The 18,947-nt window shown below is 71.3% G+C and carries 17 protein-coding genes; 8 read left to right on the top strand and 9 right to left on the bottom strand.

Features of this window, described 5'->3' with window-relative positions; translation table 11 throughout:
• On the top strand, nt 1–678 hold a 678-nt coding region (locus ACZ4LX_RS33760), incomplete at its 5' end, for an ABC transporter permease (protein WP_467650788.1).
• A 133-nt stretch (nt 679–811) separates the two neighbouring features.
• Here the strand turns inward: ACZ4LX_RS33760 and ACZ4LX_RS33755 are convergent.
• The 3 genes from ACZ4LX_RS33755 to ACZ4LX_RS33745 all read right to left on the bottom strand — a co-directional run bounded on the left by ACZ4LX_RS33755 (nt 812) and on the right by ACZ4LX_RS33745 (nt 3,992).
• The gene (locus ACZ4LX_RS33755; RefSeq protein WP_467650789.1) at nt 812–1,294 is read right to left on the bottom strand and encodes a DUF2004 domain-containing protein; all 483 of its coding nucleotides are present in this window, start codon (nt 1,292–1,294) and stop codon (nt 812–814) included.
• Nucleotides 1,295–1,507: 213 nt separating this feature from the next.
• Complete coding sequence (locus ACZ4LX_RS33750) at nt 1,508–2,605, bottom strand: DmpA family aminopeptidase (RefSeq protein ID WP_467650790.1); 1,098 nt, start codon at nt 2,603–2,605, stop codon at nt 1,508–1,510.
• A gap of 103 nt (nt 2,606–2,708) precedes the next feature.
• Nucleotides 2,709–3,992 (bottom strand): multidrug effflux MFS transporter, encoded by a 1,284-nt coding sequence (locus ACZ4LX_RS33745; protein WP_467650791.1) that lies wholly within the window; start codon nt 3,990–3,992, stop codon nt 2,709–2,711.
• Nucleotides 3,993–4,038: 46 nt separating this feature from the next.
• On the opposite strand from ACZ4LX_RS33745, the gene ACZ4LX_RS33740 reads away from it, so the two are divergent.
• The 3 genes from ACZ4LX_RS33740 to ACZ4LX_RS33730 all read left to right on the top strand — a co-directional run bounded on the left by ACZ4LX_RS33740 (nt 4,039) and on the right by ACZ4LX_RS33730 (nt 7,337).
• Entirely contained in the window at nt 4,039–4,587 is a 549-nt protein-coding gene (locus ACZ4LX_RS33740) for a MarR family winged helix-turn-helix transcriptional regulator (protein WP_467650792.1), read from the top strand.
• A 71-nt stretch (nt 4,588–4,658) separates the two neighbouring features.
• Nucleotides 4,659–6,740, top strand: a complete 2,082-nt coding sequence (locus ACZ4LX_RS33735; RefSeq protein ID WP_467650793.1) for a hypothetical protein — start codon at nt 4,659–4,661, stop codon at nt 6,738–6,740.
• Between the two features lie 96 nt (nt 6,741–6,836).
• Entirely contained in the window at nt 6,837–7,337 is a 501-nt protein-coding gene (locus ACZ4LX_RS33730) for a DUF6069 family protein (protein WP_467650794.1), read from the top strand.
• Nucleotides 7,338–7,399: 62 nt separating this feature from the next.
• Here ACZ4LX_RS33730 and mnhG read toward each other — a convergent pair whose 3' ends face one another.
• Genes mnhG through ACZ4LX_RS33700 form a run of 6 tightly spaced genes read right to left on the bottom strand, consistent with a single transcriptional unit; the run spans nt 7,400 to nt 13,934 of the window.
• Complete coding sequence (gene mnhG / locus ACZ4LX_RS33725) at nt 7,400–7,753, bottom strand: monovalent cation/H(+) antiporter subunit G (RefSeq protein ID WP_467650795.1); 354 nt, start codon at nt 7,751–7,753, stop codon at nt 7,400–7,402.
• Nucleotides 7,750–8,085 carry an MrpF/PhaF family protein gene (locus tag ACZ4LX_RS33720; protein WP_467650796.1) on the bottom strand — a complete coding sequence of 112 codons (336 nt, stop codon included), beginning with the start codon at nt 8,083–8,085 and terminating at the stop codon, nt 7,750–7,752. The genes mnhG and ACZ4LX_RS33720 overlap by 4 nt, the downstream gene beginning before the upstream one ends.
• The gene (locus ACZ4LX_RS33715) at nt 8,082–8,711 is read right to left on the bottom strand and encodes a Na+/H+ antiporter subunit E (RefSeq protein WP_467650824.1); all 630 of its coding nucleotides are present in this window, start codon (nt 8,709–8,711) and stop codon (nt 8,082–8,084) included. Before ACZ4LX_RS33715 ends, ACZ4LX_RS33720 begins: the two co-directional genes overlap by 4 nt.
• An 11-nt stretch (nt 8,712–8,722) precedes the next feature.
• The gene (locus ACZ4LX_RS33710; protein ID WP_467650797.1) at nt 8,723–10,375 is read right to left on the bottom strand and encodes a Na+/H+ antiporter subunit D; all 1,653 of its coding nucleotides are present in this window, start codon (nt 10,373–10,375) and stop codon (nt 8,723–8,725) included.
• On the bottom strand, nt 10,372–11,001 hold the full coding sequence (locus ACZ4LX_RS33705) for a Na(+)/H(+) antiporter subunit C (RefSeq protein WP_467650798.1): 630 nt from the start codon (nt 10,999–11,001) through the stop codon (nt 10,372–10,374). The genes ACZ4LX_RS33710 and ACZ4LX_RS33705 overlap by 4 nt, the downstream gene beginning before the upstream one ends.
• Nucleotides 10,998–13,934, bottom strand: coding sequence for a Na+/H+ antiporter subunit A (locus ACZ4LX_RS33700; protein ID WP_467650799.1), 2,937 nt, complete (start codon nt 13,932–13,934; stop codon nt 10,998–11,000). The genes ACZ4LX_RS33705 and ACZ4LX_RS33700 overlap by 4 nt, the downstream gene beginning before the upstream one ends.
• A 709-nt stretch (nt 13,935–14,643) precedes the next feature.
• Here ACZ4LX_RS33700 and ACZ4LX_RS33695 point away from each other — a divergent pair.
• Genes ACZ4LX_RS33695 through ACZ4LX_RS33680 form a run of 4 tightly spaced genes read left to right on the top strand, consistent with a single transcriptional unit; the run spans nt 14,644 to nt 18,937 of the window.
• Complete coding sequence (locus tag ACZ4LX_RS33695) at nt 14,644–17,508, top strand: sensor histidine kinase (protein ID WP_467650800.1); 2,865 nt, start codon at nt 14,644–14,646, stop codon at nt 17,506–17,508.
• Nucleotides 17,505–17,942 carry a roadblock/LC7 domain-containing protein gene (locus ACZ4LX_RS33690; protein ID WP_467650801.1) on the top strand — a complete coding sequence of 146 codons (438 nt, stop codon included), beginning with the start codon at nt 17,505–17,507 and terminating at the stop codon, nt 17,940–17,942. The genes ACZ4LX_RS33695 and ACZ4LX_RS33690 overlap by 4 nt, the downstream gene beginning before the upstream one ends.
• On the top strand, nt 17,939–18,361 hold the full coding sequence (locus tag ACZ4LX_RS33685; RefSeq protein WP_467650802.1) for a DUF742 domain-containing protein: 423 nt from the start codon (nt 17,939–17,941) through the stop codon (nt 18,359–18,361). Before ACZ4LX_RS33690 ends, ACZ4LX_RS33685 begins: the two co-directional genes overlap by 4 nt.
• 6 nt (nt 18,362–18,367) lie before the next feature.
• The gene (locus tag ACZ4LX_RS33680) at nt 18,368–18,937 is read left to right on the top strand and encodes a GTP-binding protein (RefSeq protein WP_467650803.1); all 570 of its coding nucleotides are present in this window, start codon (nt 18,368–18,370) and stop codon (nt 18,935–18,937) included.
• Nucleotides 18,938–18,947: the final 10 nt, after the last annotated feature.

The raw sequence follows: 18,947 nt of genomic DNA, 5'->3' as shown, positions 1-18,947 counted from the left end.
ATGATGCTGCTGCTCTTCGTCTACATCTTCGGCGACGTCATGAGCGCCGGCATCGGCGGCACGGACCGCTCCGACTACATCGCCTACATCATCCCGGGGCTCCTGATGATGACCATCGGCAGCACCACCATCGGCACCGCCGTCTCGGTCTCCAACGACATGACCGAAGGTGTCATCGCCCGCTTCCGCACCATGGCCATCCACCGTGGTTCCGTACTGATCGGGCACGTCGTCGGCAGCGTCCTGCAGTGCGTGGCGAGCGTGGTCCTCGTCGGCGCCGTCGGCGTGGCCATCGGATTCCGCTCCACGGACGCCACCGCCCTCGAATGGCTGGCCGCCTTCGGACTGCTCGTTCTCTTCGCCACCGCCTTCACCTGGATCGCCGTCGGTATGGGTCTCATCAGCCCCAACGCCGAAGCCGCCAGCAACAACGCGCTGCCGATGATCCTGCTGCCCCTCCTGTCGAGCGCCTTCATCCCCGTCGACACCATGCCCGGATGGTTCCGGCCGATCGCCGAGTACCAGCCGTTCACCCCGGCGATCGAGACCCTGCGCGGGCTGCTGCTCGGCACCGAGATCGGCAACAACGGATGGATCGCCCTCGGCTGGTGTCTGGGCCTCGCCGTCCTCGGCTACGTCTGGTCGGTCTCGAAGTTCGCTCGGCTCTCGACGTTCTGACAGGCTCGGGGGCGCATACGGCAGTGCCGGCGGCGGCCGAGGGCGAGTCCCCTTGAGTGAGCCGGCGTCCTCATGGCGAAACCGGCCGAGCCGCTCCCCCTTCGCCCGGTCGGTGCCGTCGTAGGTGCGGGACTCAACTCTCCATCGCGATGTCCCGCAGCTCGCCACCCTCGTCGAGGGACACGACGAGGAGGTAGTCGGTCAGCTCGGTACCGATCGTGTAGTCGAGAACGATCCCGGGATCGTCGCCGTCGGGGTAGAACCCGATGCGGATCAGCGCCAGCTCGGCGAGGAAGACTTCGAGATCGATCGAGCCCGCCTCGCCGAACACCGCCACCGCCTCGTCCTGGTGGAACTCGGCGTAGTCCCGGACTGCCGAATCCTCCTCGGCGAAGTTCGTGCGCACCCAGCCTCGCGCCTTGTGGTCCAGAGCGTCCAGATCCGCAACATGCCGGGCCAACCGGTCCAGGACGGCGGAGTCCATCAGCCTTCCGTCGCGGTTGATGTCGATGCTGATCTCACGACCGGCCAGCGGCAGCGCCGCCTCCCAGACGGTTTCGCCGTCGTCGGACTCGACTCTCCCGAACACCTCGTGCACGAGGAACTGCACAGCCATCGATCGCCCCTTGAAGAGTCGCTACGTTCAGCGCCCACTCCCGGTGGGCGGTCCTGACCGTAGCAACAGCCTCCGACATCGGGGCGCCGGACCGCGTCGGCCCCGAGCACCGCACGGTCCCGGCGCAGCCGCCGGCGGGCTGGGTACACCGGACGACTGAGCACCGGACGCCGATGCCCGCTGCCCCTCGGGGCGCGGCGCCGCCGGGCCGCACTAAGCCGTCGCACCCCGCGCCTTCAGCAGTTCGGACACCCGGTCCAGCGGCAGTGCGGGGACGTGATGGCCGGCCCGGCCCGTCATCGGGTGCGCGCCGGTGAGGACGTTGAGGACCGCCTCCTCCACCGACTCCACGACCGCGCCGTAGAAGGGGTCCATCCGGCCCCATGGCACGAAGCGCATCGACTCGTACGGAGCGCTGCCGTCGTCCTCGGGGAACGTACTGGTCAGAGCACCCGCGTTGGCCGTGGAGAAGGCCAGGAAGATATCGCCCGAGAAATGGCTCCCGGTGGTGCCGGTGCGGGCGAGGCCGAGGGTCGCACGCCGGGCCAGCGCCTTGCACTGACCCGGCAGCAGGGGTGCGTCGGTGGCCACGACCACGATCACCGATCCCGCGCCGGGCGGGACCTGGCGTTCACCGTCGGGCTCCGGAGCGGGACCGTCGGGCAGTTCGCGGCCCACCGGGACTCCGGCCACCACCAGTTCGCGCCGTGCGCCGAAGTTGGCCTGCACGAACGCGCCGACCGTGTAGCGGTCCCCGCCGTACTCCACCACCCGCGACGCGGTCCCCGAGCCGCCCTTGAACCCGTAGCAGCGCATGCCCGTACCGCCGCCGACGCATCCCTCCTCGACCGGTCCGGAGGAGGCCGCCTCGATGGCCTCCGCCGCGTGCCGGGACTCCACGGCCGTGCCGTGGATGTCGTTGAGGTGGCCGTCCCAGGTCTCGGTGACCACCGGCAGCAGCCACTCGGGCGCCATGCCGCGGCAGTTGGCGCGCACCCACTCGACGACACCGCGGTGGACCGGACCGACCGCATAGGTGTTGGTGATGACCACCGGCACGGCGAGCGATCCGCTCTCCTCGATCCAGGCGGTGCCGGTCATCTCGCCGTTGCCGTTGAACGAGTGCCAGCCGGCCGAGCAGGGCGTGCCCACACCGTCCCTGCCGCGAGGCAGGAGTGCGGTGACTCCGGTACGTACGTCGTCGCCCTCGCAGAGGGTCACATAGCCCACCTCCACGCCGGGAACGTCCGTGATCGCGTTCCACCGCCCCGGAACGCCGGTCAGCGGCACTCCCAGCTCACGTGCCCTCATACGACTGTCGTCCACCGGTTCCTCCCGCGCTCTCGTCACCGTGCGGGCAGAGGCTACGGGAACACCCCCGGGCAGGAACAGTGCGGACCGGGCGCGCCTCTCGTCAGGCCTTCTCGCCGCCCGTCGGCTCGTGGGCGACCTCGCCGTGCCCCCTCCACGGCCGGGCGAGCAGGACGAGGCAGACGCCCGCGAGGGCGAGGGCGAGGAGAATGAGGACGGCCATGGGAGTCGCGCTGTCCTCTCCGAAGAGGCCGACGAGCGGCGAGGCCACGGCACCGAACAGGAACTGGAGTCCGCCGATGAGCGCCGATGCGGCGCCCGGGGCACTGCGGCCCAGGCTCTGGCCGATGCTCATGGTCGAGGGGAAGATCACCGCGATGCCGGAGATGGCGACGAAGAGGCAGATCCAGGTGACGGCCAGGTTCTCTCCCGTCACGGCCGGAAGGACGGTCAGCGCCACGGCCCCGATGCCCGAGACGGTGAGCCCCGCGATCAGGAGCGTGTTCAGCCGGACTCGTACGGAGAGGCGCGCGAAGGCGACTCCGGCGATCAGCATGCCCACGGCGTTCGACGCGAAGATCAGCGAGTAGGCGGTGGGCGATACGCCGTGCACGTTCTGGAAGACGAAGCTGGAACCGCTGATGTAGGCGAACAGGGCCGCCGAGGTGAAGCCGAGCACGAGGACGTAGCCCATGAAGGCGCGGTGCTTGAGCAGCGTGCCCATGGTGCGGAAGGTGCCGCCGAGCCCTCCTCCGTGCCGGCGTTCCGTCGGCAGCGTCTCGGGGACCTTCTTCAGTACGGCGACCAGAAGCAGTACGCCGAGCGCGGCGAGGACGACGAAGACGGCGCGCCAGGTCGACAGCGACAGGACCGCTCCGCCGACGACCGGCGCGGCGATGGGTGCGATGCCGAGGATCTGCGAGAGCAGTGCGAAGTAGCGGGGTACGTCCGCTCCCCGGAAGCAGTCGGTGATCACCGCACGGGCGAGCACCATGCCGGCCGCGCCCGCGAAGCCCTGGAGGAAGCGGGCGGCGGTGAGCAGTTCCACGTTCGGCGCGACAGCGCACAGGAGGGAGGTGAGGACGAAGCCCGCCGAGCCGGCCAGCAGGAGCTTGCGGCGGCCCCAGCCGTCGCTCAGCGGGCCGATCAGCAGCTGGCCCACGACCAGGCCGACCAGGAAGGCGGTCAGCGTGAGCTGCACGGCCGAGCTGCTCGCGTGGAGCGTGGCGCCCATCGAGGGGAATCCGGGCACGTACATGTCGGTGGCCAGCGGGGCCACGGCGGTGAGAGCGCCCAGCACGGCGATCAGGGCATTGGCGTGCCGGGGGGACGGGGTCCGGGCAGCCCGGGGCGCCGCCTCGGCGGAGGCGGGGGAACGAGATAGCATGACGAGAACGATAACTGATGGTTCACTGGTTAACAAAGGAGTGCTGGTGCAGTCCCATCCCGATGGTGTCCGCGACGACTGGGTCCGCAACAACCCGGGGCTCGACGCCTCCGCCATGGAGGTCGCGGCTCTCGTCAAGCAGGTGTCCTCGCTCTTCGAGCGCGCTCTGGAGCCCGTCTACGAGGGCGCTCCGCTCACCGCCCCCGAGGCCGATCTGCTCATCCCCCTCCGGTACGCGACCGAGCCGTCCATCGCCCGCCGGCTGGCCGACAACATGGGGATGTCGCGCGCCGGGGTCAGCAAGACGCTGGCCAAGCTGGAGAAGCGCGGCCACATCACACGCACCCCGAACCCGGCGGACCGGCGGGCCGCGCTCGTGACGATCACGGAGTCGGGAAAGGAGGCCATCGATCACCTCTTCCCGCGCCAGCTCGCCACCGAGGCCGAGTTGCTGGCCGGACTCGGCGAGGACCGGACGGGCGTGGTCGAGGCCCTCGCCCGCCTCGCCGAGGTGCTGGAGGACGGCCTGGCCGGCCGGCACGGCAGAAGCCTGGGGCTCGGAATCTCCAACATTCGTGGCATACAGGCCCCTTGAGAGGACGGTCCAGGCCCTGGGCTGTCCCGGTGCCGCACGGCGATGTCGGAGCCGTGTGCTGGAATGCGCGTATGGGGAACACGGGGACGACAACAACGACGGACACCGGCAGCGGCACGCCTGTCACGGCTGACTCCGAGGCGGGACACACGCCCCGGACCAGGGGAAATGTGCACTGGGCGCCGTTCAGCTCGACCGAGCGCGCGGCAGTCGCCGCGATCGACCTGCTGTGGCGGCTGGCGGCGGACACGGGTGGCGCCCTGCCGCCGGTCCCCCGTGATCCGGAGGTCGTCCGGTTCCTCGGTGCCACGCACCAAACCCACTGGCCCCGGGCGACGGGGTGTCCCGACTGGCTCACCGAGGCCTGGACGGGCTGCGGGTTCCCCGAGGGCGCCCCGCGCGGCCCCCGCCCGGTGCCCGTGCCCGGCCGTGAGGAGGTCCTGGAGCGGCTGCGTACCGATGCGGACCGCGCGGTCCACGGACCACGAGGCCATCAGAGCGTCGCATCGATCGCCAAGTGGCTCTCGCCGTTCTACCTGGGCGGAATCGTCACGGCCGACGACATCCTGGAGGTGCTGCCGGCCAGGCTGTCGATGCCGGTCCGGGTGAGGTGGGAGCCGGTCCGCATCCGCCATGCCTTCGAGCGCCGGCTGCGCACCCTGCTGACCGACGCGCTGGGCACCGATCAGCAGGCCTGGCTCCGGCTTCTGACAGCGGTGGAGCAGACGTGCCGCAGCACCTCGGACCGGCCGGACATCACCTGGCCGCAGCTGCTCGGACTGGCCGCGTCCATCGAGCCCGATCCGGCCCTCCTGCTGCCCACCCGCGACCTTGAGAACCAGTGGATGTACACACGCCGCACCAAGAGGAGGACGGCGGCGGACGAGCTGTTCGACGCGACGTGGTGGTGGCCGGCAGGCGAGGTGCTGCGACGGGCGGACAGCGCTGTCCTCGGGCTCGTCATGCCCGCCCTCCCCTCCGGAACGGGTGTGCGGCTCGCGCAGTACGTGGTGGCCCTGCGGCACGGCATTCCGCCGGCGGTGCTGAGTCATCTCATGGCCGTCGGCGACCGCGACGCGCTGCTCGTCCTGGCCGGCAGCGTGGCCCTGGACGAACGGACCTCCGAACCCCTGCTGACCCTGGGTGATCAGGACATCCATCTGCGCGTGGCGAACACCTGGCCCTGGGTCAGCCCGGACTTGCGTCGGGTCGCCCTCACCGACCCCGCGGTGAATCTCGCCCCTCGGGTGTCGGAGATCTCCTCCCTCATCCACCACGAATGCCTCCAGGCGCGTGAACCGGAGCTGATCGAGGCGGCGTTCGGCGGACTCATCCAGAAGAAGTTCATGACGCAGGAACATCTGACGGGATGCCTGGCGCTGCTGCGGGCGGGCGGACCGGCCCGGCTGACCGCGCTCCTGGCCACCGGTTCGGTCGCGCCCGCCGTCGCCCGTATCTGCGCCAAGGCGCTGACGGCCCCCGACCCCGTCGCGACACTCCGGGCGCGGGCGCAGCGGGAGTTCACCACGCCGAAGCTGGCCGCCCGGCTGCGCCGGGCGAGCAAGACCTCGGGTTCCACGGGGGCGCCGCAGCTGATGCGGCTCTTCGACGACTGGGAGATCGACTGGCCGTACCTGGAGGCGGAGCACGCCCGGGAGCCCTTCGAGCAATGGCCCTTGATCGTCAACCGTCCGTCGACGCCCCCGGAGGTGCTGGCCCGGCATGCCGCGGCGGCCGCCAAGGCCTCCCGCAACCGGCCCGTGTGCAGGGCCGACGATCCGTTGGTGGCCCGCGGGATCCTGCGGACCGCCATCAGCTACGGAAGCACGACCGACGGTGCGATCGACCGGCTCGACCACATGCTGGAGCAGGGTCCGGTCACCGCCGACGACCTGATAACCGTCGCCGGGCAGGGCGCCTGCGTCCTGGGGTACCTCGGCGACGCCCGTCACCGGTCGGACGCGCCCGCGGCGGTGGCCGAGGCCGTGGGCAAGGTGGCGGAGCTGGTGCGCGAGCACCTGCCCGTGGAGAACGAGGCCGCCTGGCACCGCTTGTACGCACGCCTCGGCGCCCAGTCCCCGCACCCGCTCCAGGACGGCACGATCGAGGCGCTGCTGACGGCCGGGGCCGACGACGGGCAGCCGGACCGGTAGCCGGCGGGGCGTCACCCGTACGGCCCGCGCCCGGTCGCCGTTCCCCGGCAGCCGTTCGACGATCGGGATTCGGCCGAGCGAGGGGAGAGGTCCGTCATGGACCCACAGGACGGTTACGAGTGGCAGCCGCAGCAGACCGGGTACGTACCGCCCCAGCACCGGCCACGGTCCCAGGCCCCCCGGGTCGATGCCCGACGGCTGTGGGCGGGTGGTGCCATGACCGCCGTCGTGGCCGCGCTCACCGCCGTCGTCGGGCTGCTGCTGATCCGCGGCGTGCTCGGGATCCCGGTCTTCGCGCCGGAGGGTGACGGGGTGATGGGTGACGCGTCGACCGGGGTGCTGGCCATAGGGGCGGCGTTCGCCGCGCTGGTGGCGACCGGCCTCCTGCACGTGCTGATGCTGGCGACCCCGCAGCCGGGCACCTTCTTCGTCTGGATCGTCACGCTCGCCACGGCCGTCATGGTGCTGCTGCCCTTCACCACCTCCGCCCCGCTGGACGCCAGGATCGGCTCGGCGGCGCTGTATCTCGTCATCGGGATCGCGATCGGCTCCCTGCTGTCCGCAGCCGGCCGCAGCGCGATGCGCACGGAGTACTGAACGCGACTGCCTCCCCGCTGTCCGCCGCCGGCGCAACGCGACGCGGCCTGCGTACTGATGGCTCAGCTCTCCTCGGTCAGCTGCTCGTCCAGTTCGTCGAAGAGCAGCTCACTGTGGTCGATCTGGCCGGTTCGGTAGGCGGAGCGCGCGACCAGGTGCGCGGCCACCGGACCGGTCATCAGCTGGAAGAAACCGATCAGCGCCAGCGTCGCGAGGTCCATGCCGCTGCGCAGCCGCAGTGCGACCCCGGCCAGCACCAGCAGCATGCCGAGGGACTGCGGCTTGGTCGCCGCGTGGCTGCGGGACAGGACGTCGGGCAGCCGCAGCATGCCGACCACGCCGAGCAGGCAGATCGCCGCGCCGGTCAACAGCAGGACGGCGCCCGCCGTGTCGACGATCTGGAGCCAGAGACTCATGGTGCCTCCCTGCCGTCGTGCCGGTCGCCGTCCGCACGCGTGCGGGCCGGCGGACGGTCGCGTACCGCGATGAAGCGCGCGATGCCGACCGATCCGGTGAAGCCGAGGAAGGCCAGCACCAGCATGATCGGGAAGTAGAACGGGTCCCGCGCGAAGGCGGACTTGGCGCCGAGGCCGGCGATGATGAGCGCCGCGCAGACATCCAGCGAGATCGCCCGGTCCAGCATCGAGGGGCCGCGCCAGATGCGGAACAGCAGCCCCGCTCCGGCGACGACGATCAGGACGACGGCCGCGGTCAGCAGCACCCGGTCGACGGTCTCCGGCACACTCATGCGCCCTCCTCCTGGTCTCCCGGCCGCTCGCCGGTATGCGGTGCGGACGGGGGCGGTGCCGCGACCCGGTCGATCTCGTCCCGGGTGCCGAAGGCCCGGACGGTCAGTTCCTCCATGCGCCACACGGAACGGCGCGCCGCGACCAGTTCGGCGGGCCGGTCCGCGTCGAGGACGTGCACGAAGACGGTGGCGGTGGCGCGGCGCACCTCGACGACCGATCCGCCCGGCACGTTCGACACCGCGACGGCGGTCGCGGTGAGCATCAGATCCGAGCGGCAGCGCAGGGGGACGGCGATGACCGCCGCGCGGTGCGGGTAGTCCCCGAAGATCTGCCGGGTGACCTTCACACCGGAGGTGTACATGTCGTAGAGCAGATAGACGGCCAGCCGCAGGATGCCCCAGGGGTGCAGCCGCAGTCCCAGGTCGACCTGGGGCAGGGGGAAGGCCAGACAGACGGCCACCGCGACCACCGCCCCGGTCAGCAGGTTGGCCCAGTTCAGGCTGGACCAGAGCAGCACCCAGATGACGGTGAGCCAGGCGATCAGCGGAAGATCGAGGACACGGGGGCGGCGACCGCCGAACTCCATGCTGAAGGGAGGCAGGTTCTTGTTCCGGTAGGGGAACATGATCAGGCGTTTCACCGGCCGAGCACCGCCTCGATGTAGGGGACGCGCGCGATGAGTTCGGCGGCCGACCGGTCGGTGTACGAGGTCAGCGGTCCGGCGAACACGGTGAAGGCGAGGCCGAGCACGACCGTGGCCGCGGTGGCCCAGATCATCGGATGCGGCAGCTTGGTCGTGGTCGTGACGGCATGGCCGTGGAGGGTGGCCGCGACGGCGCGCCCGGCCGGCTCGTGGCGGGGGCGTACCCCTTCGTCACCGGTGCCCGGCATCCGGTCGGGACCCTCGTCGCTGTCGTCGTCGCTGTCGTCGTCCGACTCCAGGAGCGTGCCGTCCGCGGCCTGGCCGGGAGGCGCGGCCCGCCAGAACGCGAGGTTCCAGACCTTGGCCATCACGTACAGCGTGAGCAGGCTGGTCACCGTGGATCCGATGACCAGGATCCAGGCCCAGACACTGCCGTCGGCCACACCGGCCCGCATGAGTCCGAGCTTGCCGATGAAGCCGGAGAGCGGTGGAATGCCGGCCAGGTTCATCGCCGGCACGAAGAAGAGGAGGGCCAGCAGCGGAGCGGCTCTGGCGATGCCGCCGAGCCGGGTCATCTCGGTGGTGCCGCCCCGGCGTTCGATCAGTCCGGCCACCAGGAAGAGGGTGGTCTGGACGGTGATGTGGTGAACCACGTAGACGATGGCCCCGCCGTACGCCTGCCTGGTGGCGAGGCCGATCCCGAAGACCATGTAGCCGATGTGGCTGATGAGGGTGAAGGAGAGCAGCCTCTTCAGGTCGGTCTGTGCGACGGCGCCCAGGATGCCGATGACCATGGAGGCGAGTGCCGTGGCCATCAGCAGGTCGCCGAGGCGGTTGCCGGGGAAGAGCAGGGTCTCCGTACGCAGCATGCAGTAGACGCCGACCTTGGTGAGCAGTCCGGCGAAGACCGCGGTGACGGGGGCGGGCGCGGTCGGGTAGGAGTCGGGGAGCCAGGCTGCGAGGGGGAAGACGGCGGCCTTGATGGCGAAGACGGTCAGCAGCATCGCCTGGATCAGGGTCTGGACGCCCAGCGGGAGTCCGGCGAGGCGCCCGGCCAGCTGGGCGAAGTTGGCGGTGCCGGTGGCCGCGTACGTCATGGCGATGGCGGTGAGGAAGAGCATCGAGGAGAAGAGGGAGATGATCACGTAGGTGGAGCCCGCCCTGATCCGGGGGCCGGTGCCGCCGAGCGTGAGCAGGACGAAGCTGGCGACCAGCATGATCTCGAAGCCGACGTACAGGTTGACCAGATCGCCGGCGAGGAAGGTGCAGGAGACTCCGGCGACCAGGATCAGATAGGCGGGGTGGAAGACCGCTACCGGTGTCTCCTCGTCCCGGTCGGCCATGCCCTGGCCCAGGGAGTAGACGAGGACGCAGAGGGTGACGGCCGAGGAGACGGTCAGCATCAGTCCGGAGAGCCGGTCGGCGACCAGGGTGATGCCGAGCGGCGGCGCGAAGTCGCCGAGGTGCACGCTGAGGGGGCCGTTCATGTCCGCGGCGATCATCAGGGCGGCCGAGAGGCCCAGTACGGCGGTGAGCACGGCGACGCTGATGAAGCGCTGGAACTGTTTGAGCCTGGTGCCGAAGGCGAGGCTCAGGCCGGTGGCGCAGAGCGGCAGCAGCACCGGCAGCGGGACGAGTGCGTTCATCCGGTGTCTCCTCGGTTCGCGTCGTCGGGGGTGGTGGGGGCTCCGGGCCCGTCCGCGGGCCGCTGGGCCGCGTAGTCCTCGGGGTCGGCGCCCAGGACGTCGTGCCACAGGTCCCCGCTCGCGTCCCGGCCCCGGGCCTGGAGGGCGCGGTCGGCGCGCAGCCTGGCCCGCAGACGGCGGTGTTCCTCGCGGTAGCGGCGGCGGGTCTCGGCCGTGCGGTCGCCCTCGGCGCGGTACCGCTGACGCAGTTCGTTGCGCTCCCCCAGGACCTCGGCGCGCAGCACGATCCGCCGGTCCTCCTGGTCGTCGTGGACCTCGTCCGTGCCGGTGAGCTGGTGGCTGCGGTAGGCCATGGCGAGGAGGAACGCGGTGGTGGCCAGGGTGATGACGATCGCGGTGAGGGCGATGGCCTGGGGCAGCGGGTCGGTGACCCGGCTCAGGTCGACTCCGTAGAGCAGGGGTTCGCGGCCGGCCGATCCGGTGGCGGACAGGACGAGCAGGTTGATGCCGTTGCCCGCGATCACCGCGCCCAGCAGGATCCGGGTGAGCGGCCGGGTGAGCATGAGGATGCCGCCGACCGCGCACAGGACCGCGGCGGTGGCGAGGAGCGAGGCGCTGACGGTCATGGGGTGGCGCCTCCGGTACCGGGAGCGGGGCCGGTGGCGGGTCCGGGGCCGGCCGTGTGCGGGGCCGCGGCCTGTTCGGCGGCCGCCCGCTCGATCTGGCGGTCGATCTTGGCGCCGAGGGCCCGCACGATGTCCAGCACCACGCCCAGGACCAGCAGATAGACCCCGCAGTCGAAGATCACCGGTGTACCGAAGTGGTAGTCGCCGATCAGCGGGAGATGTCCGTGGTAGGTCCAGGCGTGCAGGACCGAGCCGTCGGTCAGGCCGAGGAGGGCGACTCCGGTGGAGAGGAAGAGGCCGAGGCCGGTGAAGAGGCCGGGCTGCAGGGGCGCGGCCTCGGCGAGTTCGAAGCGGCCGCCCGCCAGGTAGCGGGTGATCAGCGCGACCCCGGCGACCAGTCCGGCGACGAAGCCGCCGCCGGGCATGTTCTCGGCGCAGAACAGCAGGTACACCGAGAGCACCAGGATCGGGTGGAACAGCAGCCGGGCCACCACCTCGAAGACGATGGAGCGGTGCTCGGGCGCGAGCGTGGCGCCGGCCGCGAGCCAGCTGCGTTCCGGCGCGCCTTCGTCGCCGCGCGGCAGCCCCGTCAGCCGGGCCGTGGTGTCCGACCAGGCGGTATGCCTCCGTACTTCGGGCGGCGCCGCGGCTCCCTCGGCGCGGCGGTGCAGATAGATCAGGCTCGTCACGCCGATCGCCGCAGCGGCGAGGACGGCGGACTCCCCCATCGTGTCCCAGGCCCGCAGGTCCACCAGGATGGTCGCCACCACGTCCTTGAGGCCGTGGTGCGCGGTCTCCTCGACCATGGCGGCGCCCGCCGGCTCCGCGGTGCGCGCGGCCGCCGCGACCCACACCACCACGCTCAGGGTGGCCGCGGCGGCCAGCGCCACGGGGATGCGGACGGCCCGCCGCCAGGAGCTCACCGACTCCTGGAAGTGCACCGGCATCCGCCGCAGCACCAGGACGAACACGATCATCGACACGGTCTCCACGCAGAACTGCGTGAGCGCCAGGTCCGGTGCGCCCTGTACGACGAAGAGCAGCGCGGTCCCGTATCCGGTGAGTCCGGCCAGCACCACGGCCTTCATGCGTCGCCTGACAGTCAGGCAGAAGAGCGCCGCCGCGCAGGTCAGGACCGCGACGGCGCCCTGCAGCGGTACGTCCCAGAGCCGCGGCGCCGGGGCGCCGTGCCAGGGCCGGTCGGCGCCGAGCACGGCGAGCTGGCCCGCGAGCATCACCAGGAGGGTGGTGGCGAGGTAGACGGACAGCGAGCCGCGCTGGACGAATCCGGTGATCTGGAGGGAGAGCCGTTCCAGGCCCAGCAGCAGCTGGCCGAAGACACTGTCCGCGGTCGGCCAGGCGATCCGCCGGGAGAGGCGGGTGACCGGGCCGCGTGCGGCGAAGAGCACCGCACCGCCCGCCGTGGCGACGGCCGAGAGCAGCAGCGCGGTGCCCCAGCCGTGCCAGAGCGCGAGGTGGTACGGGTGGGCGGAGGCGGGGAAGACGTCCGCGTACGCGCTCAGCAGGCGGTCGGTCCACCCGACGCCGGGGCCCAGCACCAGTCCGCAGACCGCCAGCAGGGCGGGCGCGGCGAGGAAGGCCCAGCTCACCCGGTGGACCGGGGTGTCGGCGACACCGGGCTTGCGCCAGAAGGCACCCCAGACGAACCGGACGGTGTACGCGACCGTCAGCATCGAGCCCACCACCGTGATGCCCAGCGCCCAGCGGTCCGCGGTGTCGCCGTGCGTCAGCGCGTCGAAGGCGGCCTCCTTCGCGGCGAAGCCGAGGAGCGGGGGCAGCGCGGCCATGGAGGCGGCGGCCGTCATGGCGACGGCGCAGACGTACGGCAGTGACCGTCCGACGCCGGAGAGCCTGCGCAGGTCCCGGGTGCCGGCCGCGTGGTCGACGATGCCGGTGACGAGGAACAGCGGCGCCTTGAAAAGGGCGTGACCGAGGATCATGACGGCGGCGGCCAGCGCCGCGTCGCGGTTTCCGACGCCGGCGAGCAGGGTGAGGAAGCCGAGCTGGCTGACGGTGCCGTAGGCGAGGACGAGCTTCAGGTCGTGCAGCCGCAGGGCCCGCCAGCCGCCGAGCAGCATGGTCGCGGCGCCGAGGATCATCACGGCGGGCCGCCAGACGGGTACGTCGGCGAAGCCCGGGGCGAGCCGGGCGACCAGGTAGACGCCGGCCTTGACCATGGCAGCGGCGTGCAGATACGCGCTGACGGGAGTGGGCGCGGCCATGGCGTTCGGGAGCCACAGGCTGAACGGCCAGATCGCCGATTTCGACAGGGCGCCGCACAGGATCAGCACGACCGCCACGGAGACCGCGAGGCTCGTGGGAGGCGGGTCGGCGACGATCGCGGAGATGCGGTAGGTGCCGGCCGCCTGGCCGATGACCAGGAATCCGATCAGCATGGCCAGTCCGCCGAGGGTGGTGACGGTGAGCGCCTGGAGTGCGGAGCGGCGGCTGTGCCGCTGCTCGCTGTCGAATCCGATCAGCAGGTAGGAGAAGACCGTGGTCAGCTCCCAGAAGACATAGAGCGAGATCAGGTCGTCGCAGAGGACGAGGGCGAGCATGGCCCCGGCGAAGGCCAGCAGGTTTCCCGCGAACCCGGCCAGTTGTGGAGTGCCGTCGGTGAAGTAGGAGGCGCAGTAGAGCAGGACGAGCGTGCCGACGCCCGCGGCGAGCAGCACCATCAGTTCGGCGAGGGCGTCCAGGCGCAGGGCGACGGAGACGTCGTAGTCGGGGATCCAGGCCCACGACCAGGTGAGCGAGGCGCCGGAGGCCGCCGTGTCCCACTGGGCGAGCGCCCAGCAGGTGGTGGCGGCAGGGGGCAGCGCGAGAACCACGAAGGCGCGCGCACCCAGCCGCCGCACCAGCGGGCGCGCGCACGCGGCGAGGACGAAGTGGCAGATGACCAGCGCGGTCATGCGGCCTCGCGGGGTGCCCCGCGCCCGTCCCGGGCGGTGGCCGCACGGCGGCGCGTCGCGGCACGGATCACGGCACGGCCGGTGGCCCGAGGGAACACGTCACGGACGGTCGCGGCACGGCAGGTCGGGGCACTTGCGGTCGTCGCACGACACGTCGAGGCACCGGGAAGTGCGGCACGGGAGGGAACAGAACAGACAGTAGGCACTAAATACAGATATATCCCCAGCCCTGCTTCACCCGTACGGCGCGCCGCACCCACCGCCGCACACTGGGATCAGTTGCGTCCGGACCCTCCGGACCGCCCGGACACACGAGCCCCGGACATACGAACCCCGGACGCGCGGACAAACAGGCACACAGGCACACAGGCACACAGGCACACAGGTGACGGTGTGCGCCGCCGCCGCACCCGCGGTGATGGACTGTCACCCCCCGTTCCGCGCGACCCCCCGCAGCGCCCTCCGAGCCAACGCGCACGCCCCTCGGCCCCGCTGCCGTAGCGTCACTTTCCGGACAACTTCGCGCGTTGATGGTGGTTCTGTGAGTGATCAGTGCTGCACATGTGAGCCCGCTTCCTTTCGATTTTTGCAGTGTGACTAATATCTATCTGTCGAAGTTTCCAACGGATTTGGCCAGTCGCGAGGCTGGCATCACGTCAAGGAGCATGCCCTGCGCACGCGCGCGTCACGGCGGAGCGACTCGACCACAATGTCGCTGCGGACAGCCCTGCTCGTCTTGGCCATCGTCCCCGGTGTCGCACTGGCCGCCCTCTGGGCCGTCACCAGTGGTCAGACTCTGCTCGACTTCCAGAGGCAGGCCGCCCAGGGGCAGTTGGCCCAGAAGGCCGGCCAGCCGTCCAACATCGTCTATTACAACCTTCAGGAGGAGCGGCGGCTCAGCGCCGAAGCTCTGGCCAGGCACGGAGGTGTCACCGACGCGCTGCGCAAGCAGCGCAAGCTCACCGACGAAGCGATCTCCGGCTTCCAGTCCCTCTCCGACATCGCCACCGACGACGCCCCCGGCGAGGTCCGGGACGCGGTCGTCGAGGCCCGTACGGCGATCACGCAACTCCCGGCGCAGCGCACCCTCGTCGACGAGGGCGACAACGACCAGCAGAAGGCCGTGTACCGCTACTACACGGACCTGATCGCCGTCGATCTGAGGCTCTTCACCGCGCTCAGCCATGTGGACAACGGCCAGATCACCACGCTCTCGCAGCCGCTGGTGGACCTGTTCTGGGCCAAGGAGATGATCTCGCGCTCGGACGCGCTGCTGGCACGTGGCTGGCCCGAGGGCAAGCTGAGCACGGAAGACCTCCAGCAGGTGCGCCAGGCCGTTTCCAGCCAGTCCTTCCAGTACTCCACCAAGGTCGCCCCCTACCTTCCGGCGGACGAGAAGGCCATGTGGGAGGAGATCGCGGCCAGTTCGGCCTGGAAGACCAAGACCCAGGTGGAGAACGAGGTGCTGCGGCCCGCCGACCCGGACGGTTCCGGCTTCGTCCGCCTCGGCGCCGAGGAGAAGACCTGGCGCGGCGCGATGGACCAGGTCACGCCCCAGCTGGTGAAGCTCATGGAGCACCGCACCGACCTGGTCGTCGCCAACGGCAAGGACAGTGTGATCTCCCTGCTGATCAGGGTCGTGATCACCACGGTCGTCGGCCTCCTCGCCGTCGTCGCGGTCATCTGGATCACCTGGCGCCTCACCCGCAATCTGCGGCGCCGGATCGGCCGGCTCCAGGAGCGGGCCGAGGAGCTGGAGAAGTCGCTGCCCGATGTCGTCGAGCGGCTCGGCAAGGGCGAACGCATCGATGTCGAGGCCGAGGCCCGTGCCATCGGGCACGACCGCGCGGCCGGCGGCAAGGCCGACGAGCTGACCCAGCTCGGTGACGCACTCGACCTGGCCCGCACCAGTGCCCTCCAGGCGGCCGTCAAACAGGCCGACCAGCACCGGGGCTTCGAGCGGCTGCTGCAGCGCATCGCGCGCCGTACCCAGCAGTTGATCGGTCAGCAGCTGAAGAAGCTGGACGAGCTGGAGCGCAAGCACGAGGACCCCGAGGTGCTGGACGGTCTCTTCGACCTCGACCACCTCACCGCCCGTCTGCGGCGCTACGAGGAGAACCTCGTGATCCTCGCGGGCGGCTCCCCGCACCGGCGCTGGCGCAAGCCCGTACCGCTGCTGGACGTCATGCGCTCCGCCCAGGGTGAAGTGCAGGACTACCGGCGTGTGGTGCTGGATCTGGACGGCGCCCCCTGGCTCTCGGAGCGGGCCGTCGGCCCGGTCTCCCATGTGCTGGCGGAGCTGATCGAGAACGCCCTGACCTTCTCCAAGCCGCCCAGTCCCGTCGAGGTCAGGGCGGCCCGGGTCAGCCGGGGCCTGGCCATCGAGGTCGAGGACCGCGGGCTCGGCATGGAGGAGGAGCAGCTCGCCGAGGCCAATGAGCTGATGAACAGGCCGCCCCGGATGGACGTGCTGGCGCACTCCGACGACATCCGGCTGGGTCTGTACGTGATCGCGCGCCTCGCCGACCAGCACGGTCTGCGGGTGGAGTTCCGTCACTCGGCCTTCGGCGGCACCCGGGTCGTCCTGCTGGTCCCCGACGCGCTCACCGTCCCCGGTCCGCACTCCGGTCCGGTGGCCGTGCCGTCCCCCGAGGACCTGGGCGCCGAACCGGCCCCGGTACCGGCCCCGACCCGTGACGCCGACGCACTGCCCAGCCGGGGCCGGGGCCAGGCGCTCGCCGATGTCACGGCACTGCACTCCGCGAACGCGCCGTTCGAGACCGCGGGTGCGCCCTACCCGGCGGCGGACGAGCCCTTCCCCGAGCGGGAGGAGCAGCCGAAGCCGGCCCCCGCCGGCGACCCGTTCGGTGACCTGGGGACTCCGTACACCCCCTACGCAGGAAGCGCGCCGGGCAGTACGTACGACCTCACCGCGCCCGCTTCCCCGTTCCGCGGGGCGGACCGGGACGGGTACGGCGAGCAGCACGACACCGCTTACAGCGGGTCCTCCCAGGACCCGTACGCCGGTACCGAGCAGCCGTACATGAAGGCCGAGGGCCAGTACCCGGTACCGCACCAGCCCTACCAGACGCCGGAGGAGCCGTACATGACTCCGCACCAGCCGTACCAGGAGCCGTACGCGGCGGGCGTCCCCGACCGGGCCGGTTTCCCGGTCCCCGGACCCCGGCAGCCGGAGCCCGCCGCCGGGTACCCCGGACAGCTGTCGGTGTCCGAACCCGACCATCCGGCGCCCCCGGCCGCGGGCACGACCGGCCGGGAGGGCGGGCCCGGACGGCCCGCGCTGCCGGCCGCACCCGCCGCGGAACCCCCGTTGCCGCGCCGGGTACGACAGGCCAGCCTCGCGGACGAGCTGCGGATCGACCCGGCATCCGGGCCTGCCGCACCCCAGCCGCCCGGCCGGTCCTCGGAGCCGACGCCCCGGCAGGCCCCGCGCCGCGCCGGTGCCGCCATCGGAGCCTTCCAGCGTAGGTCCCGCGCTGCCCGCGCGACCGACGAGCCGCCGACGCAGCCCGCCCCTCCCGCACCCCTCCCCACGAGAGAAGAACGGTCATGACACGCACAACCGCCACTCACCAGGACCTCGACTGGCTGCTCGACGGTCTGGTGGACTCGGTGGCCGAGACCCTGAACGCCGTGCTGCTCTCCGACGACGGCCTGGTGGTGAGCCACTCGCGCACCGTCGAGCGGTCCGACGCCGAGCGGCTGGCCGCGATCTGCACGGGCCAGCAGAGCCTGGCCCGCGGTGTGGGCCAGCTCTTCAACGGCGGCGGCGTGCACCAGGTGATCGTCGAGCTGTCGGATCTGTGGCTCTTCATCATCTCGGCCGCCCAGGGCACGCACCTGGCCGTCGTCGCCTCCCAGGAGGTGGACGCCGAGATCATGTCGCTCGCCATGCACAACCTCGTCCAGCAGGTCGGCCAGAAGCTCACCACCCCCGTGCGGCGTGACTTCAACGCCTTCGGCGCCGGGGACGGGCCGCGCCCGTGACCCCGCGCTGGGAGGACGAGAGCGATGAGGGCTGGGCGGACGGGGAGGACGGGGCGGGCACCATGGTGCGCCCGTACACCATCACCCGTGGCCGGACCGCACCCGAGCGGGACGACTTCAGCCTCATCACCGTGCTGACCACCGCGAGCGACCCCCGGGACGCTCATGGCGCGGCGGTCCAGCCGGGCAGGCTCCAGCCGGAGCACCGGATGATCCTGGACCGCTGCCGGCGCCCGGCCGCTGTCGCCGAGGTGTCCGCGGACCTCAACCTCCCGGTCACGGTGACCAAGATCCTGCTGGCGGACCTGGTCGCCCAGGGGCTGCTGCTCGCCCGCGCGCCCCTTTCGGTGGCGCGGGCGGCCGGCGGCGCCGACATGGGAATGCTGGCCGCACTTCGTGACGGACTCGGGAGACTCTGAGCCAAGATGACCATCAGTCAGGCGGCCCCCGCCGCCGTAAAAATTCTCGTCGCCGGCGGTTTCGGCGTCGGCAAGACCACCCTCGTGGGCGCCGTCAGCGAGGTCGCGCCCCTGCGCACCGAGGAGTTCCTGACCAAGGCGAGCATCGGCGTCGACGATCTGGCCGGTGTCGGACAGAAGGACACGACCACCGTGGCCCTGGACTTCGGCCGGATCACGGTCAGTCCGGAGCTCGTCGTCTACCTGTTCGGCACACCGGGCCAGGAGCGCTTCTGGTTCATGTGGAACGACCTGGTCAACGGGGCCCTCGGCGGCGTCGTGATCGCCGACACCCGGCGGCTGGAGACCAGTTTCGCCTCGATCGACTTCTTCGAGAGCCGGGACATCCCGTTCGTGGTGGCGATCAACTGCTTCCACGGCCACAACACCCGCACCCTGGACGAGGTCAGGGCTGCTCTCGACCTCGATCCGCATGTCCCCGTGCTGGTCGGCGACGTACGCGAGCGGCCCTTCGGCCGTGACGTGCTGCTGGCCCTCGTGGACCACCTGATGAGCCTGCCCGTCGCGACAGGCTGACCCCTCCCCG

The organism is Streptomyces sp. NPDC026062 (assembly GCF_055568375.1).
The sequence above is the reverse complement of the archived record's forward strand: the minus strand, read 5'-3'. Positions and strand labels throughout refer to the sequence as shown.